The sequence below is a fragment of the Robinsoniella sp. genome, assembly GCF_034124845.1.
In genome coordinates this window covers 1-4,453 of the sequence record NZ_JAWYAJ010000084.1, presented here as the reverse complement: position 1 = coordinate 4,453, position 4,453 = coordinate 1, and the positions used below count along the sequence as shown (strand labels likewise).

The window sequence follows — 4,453 nt, the reverse complement described above, 5'->3', positions numbered from 1 at the left end:
GAAAAAGAATATTTGCTGAAAAATTAAAAAAGTACTTGCATTTTCAGGAAAAATGGTATACTATTGTTCAAAGGAAAGACAAATGTACGCGGTAGAAAAACACGACCTGCTGCAATGTCCGTTTGCCCCTTGATTTTAAGAAATATATTCTGCCGGGAAAATACCGGAAGCATGTATTTTCGAAGAATAATTTGTGTGAGGAGAATGTTAAAATGAGTCAGAAATTAAAAGTAGGCGTATTAGGCGCTACCGGTATGGTAGGACAGAGATTTATTTCATTATTGGAAAACCACCCATGGTTTGAAGTCGTAACCCTTGCTGCAAGCCCAAGAAGTGCTGGGAAAACTTATGAAGAAGCAGTAGGCGGAAGATGGAAAATGACCACACCGATGCCGGAAGCAGTGAAAAATATTGTTGTAATGAATGTAAATGAAGTAGAAAAAGTGGCATCCGGCGTAGACTTTGTATTTTCTGCCGTAGATATGAGCAAAGATGAGATTAAAGCTATCGAAGAAGCTTATGCAAAAACAGAAACTCCGGTTGTATCGAACAACAGTGCACACAGATGGACACCAGATGTACCAATGGTAGTACCGGAAATCAATCCGGAGCATTTCGAGGTGATCAAATTCCAGAAGGAACGTCTTGGAACAACGAGAGGATTCGTAGCTGTGAAACCAAATTGTTCGATCCAGAGTTACGCACCGGTACTTACAGCATGGAAAGAGTTTGAGCCATACGAAGTAGTAGCTACGACTTATCAGGCAATATCAGGTGCAGGAAAAACATTTAAAGACTGGCCGGAAATGGTAGAAAACATCATCCCGTATATTGGCGGCGAAGAAGAAAAAAGCGAGCAGGAACCATTAAGACTCTGGGGAAATATTGAAGACGGCGTTATCAAAAAAGCATCTTCACCGGTGATTACCTGCCAGTGTATCCGTGTTCCAGTATTAAACGGACATACAGCGGCTGTATTTGTAAAATTTAAAAAGCAGCCCACCAAAGAGCAGTTAATTGAAAAATTAGTGAACTTCAAAGGTCTGCCTCAGGAGTTAGAGCTTCCAAGTGCACCAAAGCAGTTTATTCAGTATCTGGAAGAAGATAACCGCCCCCAGGTAACTGCAGATGTAGATTTTGAAAACGGCATGGGTATCTCTGTTGGAAGACTGAGAGAAGACAACGTATATGATTATAAATTTGTAGGATTATCCCACAATACTGTCCGAGGAGCAGCAGGCGGTGCAGTTCTTTGTGCTGAACTATTAAAAGCCCAGGGATATATTACAGCAAAATAAGCAGTTAAAATAATAGAAAACAGCATTTAAAGAGTATACTTCTAAATGCTGTTTTTTGTTTGTACGTATTTTGCTGTGTAATCCTTATTTTAAAACGAATCCTTGTGTTTCGAGAAAATTCACTTGTTTTTTAATGAATTATATCTTACAATTAATAACAGGCTTAACTGCGTGTTTTGTAGTACTAAGCTGTATATAGTAATTCACGATCGGTAATTTTCAAATACGTTTTAAAGCGAAAAGGGATAAAGAATGGGATATAAATGATTAGGATAAAGAATGTAACAAAAGAATTCGGGAAAACAAAAGGAGTATTTGATTTATCACTGGAAGTTGAAGATGAAGAAATTTTTGCCCTGATGGGTCCGGCGGGTGCCGGTAAAACGACAGCTGTCCGTCTCTTAATGGGATTTATGGCTCCGATGAAGGGGAAATGCGTGATAAATGGGAAGGACACCTGGAAATGGTCCGATAACATTCAGAGTTTTATCGGTTATTTGCCAGGAAATGCGGGACTTCCTAAAGAAATGACAGGCAATAAATTTATTCGGCTAATGGGTGCCATGCGGGGAATGAAGAACCTGGAGCGGGCGTTTGAACTTGTTGACCGGTTTGAGTTGGACATGGATGAGAAGATCAGGTTTATGTCCAAAGAAAACCGGAAAAAAGTACAGATTATCAGTGCGTTTATGCATGATCCCAAAATGCTGATACTGGATGAACCTGCGGTGGGACTGGAACCTCTGATGCAGGAACGGTTTATTGAACTAATGCTGGAGGAAAAGGAAAAAGGGAAGACCATTTTTATGACATCGCAGGTGTTTGATGAGGTGGACAGGGTTTGTGACAGGGTAGGGATGATCAGAGATGGCAACCTGGTAAATATCAGCGATATTGAAAGCCTCCGTGCAGACCAAAGAAAAAATTATATTATTAAATTTGCCGATCAGCAGGAAGTGTTTCGGTTTATGAAAGAGCCCTATGAGGTGATTCAGATTAAAGAAAAACAGATCATTGTCAATGTGAAAGGCGAGATGATGTCTCTGATTCATACACTCAATGACTATAAAGTGACAAATCTGGAAATGACAGTCCAAAGCCTGGAAGAGATCTTTCCACATTTTTACGGAGGTCAGCTGCATGCTTAGTTTTCCATTATTAAAACAGAATATAAAATCAAATTATGTGATTCTTCTGGCATTTTTAGGCATATTGCTGTCAGGAATGCTGGCTGCCCTGGGACTTCATACCCAGGGACATACTTCAGCAGGATTTTTAGCAACATATTTTAGTGAATTTACCTTTTTCATTGTTCCTTCCGTATTCAGTATTATTATGGCAGGACGTTTGGTGGCACGTTTGGTGGACCGGGGAACAATGGCATATTATCTGGCGACGCCTAACAGCAGATCGAGGCTTTTGTGTACGCAGGCATTTACATTGCTGACATACCTGATACTGATGTTTATTTTTACTTCACTTCTTGGAGTGGCAGGCGGTTTGTATCAATTCGTGGAAAATTGTGATATCACATCTTTTCTGTTGTTGAATCTGGGGGCGCTCTGCCTTCATATATTTGTCAGTGGATTTTGTTTTTTAGCGTCCTGTACCTGCAGAACTGCCGGGAAAGCTTGGCTTTTCTCCGGTGTTATTATTGCGGTTTTTTATATTGTTCATATAGCATCGGATATGGATGAACGGCTGGAGGTGCTGAAATATGCCACCTTTTTTTCACTGTTCCATACCGAATATATTCTGAGGATCAATGTTAATATCCTGTGGATGCTTCCGGCCCTGATTGTTGCTGGCTGGGCGATGTATTTTATAGGAATAAAAATATTTGAAAAGAGAGATTTACCCCTGTAAGCGGGGAATGAGGATTTATAGATGTCAAAAGCTTTATATATTGCAGAAAAACCCAGTGTAGCCCAGGAATTTGCCAAAGCACTGAAGTTAAAAACATCCAGGCATGAGGGCTATCTGGAGGGGGATACGGCGGTGGTAACCTGGTGTGTTGGTCATTTGGTAACCATGAGTTATCCGGAAGTGTATGATGTGAAATTCAAGAGGTGGAGTCTGGATACGCTTCCCTTTCTTCCGGAGGAATTCCTGTACGAGGTCATTCCGTCCGTAACAAAACAATTTAAAATTGTAAGCGGGCTTTTGAACCGGGAAGATGTTGATACCATTTACGTCTGCACCGACTCCGGGCGGGAAGGAGAATATATCTATCGTCTGGTGGAGCAGAAGGCAAATGTAAAAGGCAAGGTCAGAAAAAGAGTCTGGATTGATTCCCAGACAGAAGAAGAAATACTAAGGGGAATTGAGACAGCGAAAGATTTATCTGCTTATGATAATCTGTCAGAGGCAGCCTATTTAAGGGCAAAAGAAGATTATTTGATGGGCATTAATTTTTCCAGGCTTCTGTCCCTTAAATACGGGAATGCCATTTCTAATTATTTACATACAAAATATACGGTGGTATCGGTTGGCAGGGTAATGACCTGTGTATTGGGAATGATCGTAAGGCGGGAGCGGGAAATCAGAGATTTTGTGAAAACCCCGTTCTACCGCGTACTAAACACCATAAATTATAATGGTAAAGTATTTGACGGGGAATTCCGTGCCGTAGAAGGCTCAAAATATTACCTGTCTCCAAAACTTTACAAGGAAAATGGGTTTAAAGAGAAAAAAGATGCCCAGATATTAATAGATGAACTCAGTGTGGACCGGCCATTAACCGCCGTGGCAGATGCAGTCGAGAAGAAAAAGGAAAATAAAAATCCTCCGCTGTTATTTAACCTGGCTGAACTTCAGAATGAATGTTCCAAACTGTTTAAAATAAGCCCGGATGAAACATTGCGTGTCGTTCAGGAATTATACGAAAAGAAGCTGGTAACCTATCCGAGAACGGACGCTAGAGTATTGTCAACGGCGGTAGCCAAAGAAATACATAAAAATATCGGCGGACTGAGGAACATACCTATGATGAAAGAGTATGCGGAAGAGATTCTAAGCGGCACCAGCTATAAAAATATAGCAAAGACAAGATATGTAAATGATAAACAGATTACAGACCATTACGCAATCGTTCCAACCGGACAGGGAATCAGTGCTCTTCGTTCTCTGAACAGTAATGCGGTAAATGTGTACGA

At 40.7% G+C, this 4,453-nt stretch carries 4 protein-coding genes; all 4 read left to right on the top strand.

Going from position 1 to position 4,453, the window contains the following annotated elements:
• The first annotated feature begins 212 nt into the window (after positions 1–212).
• Positions 213–1,298: an aspartate-semialdehyde dehydrogenase gene (gene asd, locus ACH2DQ_RS04315; RefSeq protein ID WP_394913070.1), complete on the top strand. Its 1,086-nt coding sequence runs from the start codon at positions 213–215 to the stop codon at positions 1,296–1,298.
• 263 nt (positions 1,299–1,561) lie between these two features.
• Entirely contained in the window at positions 1,562–2,446 is an 885-nt protein-coding gene (locus ACH2DQ_RS04310; RefSeq protein ID WP_394913071.1) for an ABC transporter ATP-binding protein, read from the top strand.
• The gene (locus ACH2DQ_RS04305) at positions 2,439–3,164 is read left to right on the top strand and encodes an ABC transporter permease subunit (RefSeq protein WP_394913072.1); all 726 of its coding nucleotides are present in this window, start codon (positions 2,439–2,441) and stop codon (positions 3,162–3,164) included. Before ACH2DQ_RS04310 ends, ACH2DQ_RS04305 begins: the two co-directional genes overlap by 8 nt.
• 21 nt (positions 3,165–3,185) lie before the next feature.
• A partial coding sequence (locus ACH2DQ_RS04300; RefSeq protein ID WP_395025709.1) for a DNA topoisomerase occupies positions 3,186–4,453 on the top strand: 1,268 nt, incomplete at its 3' end.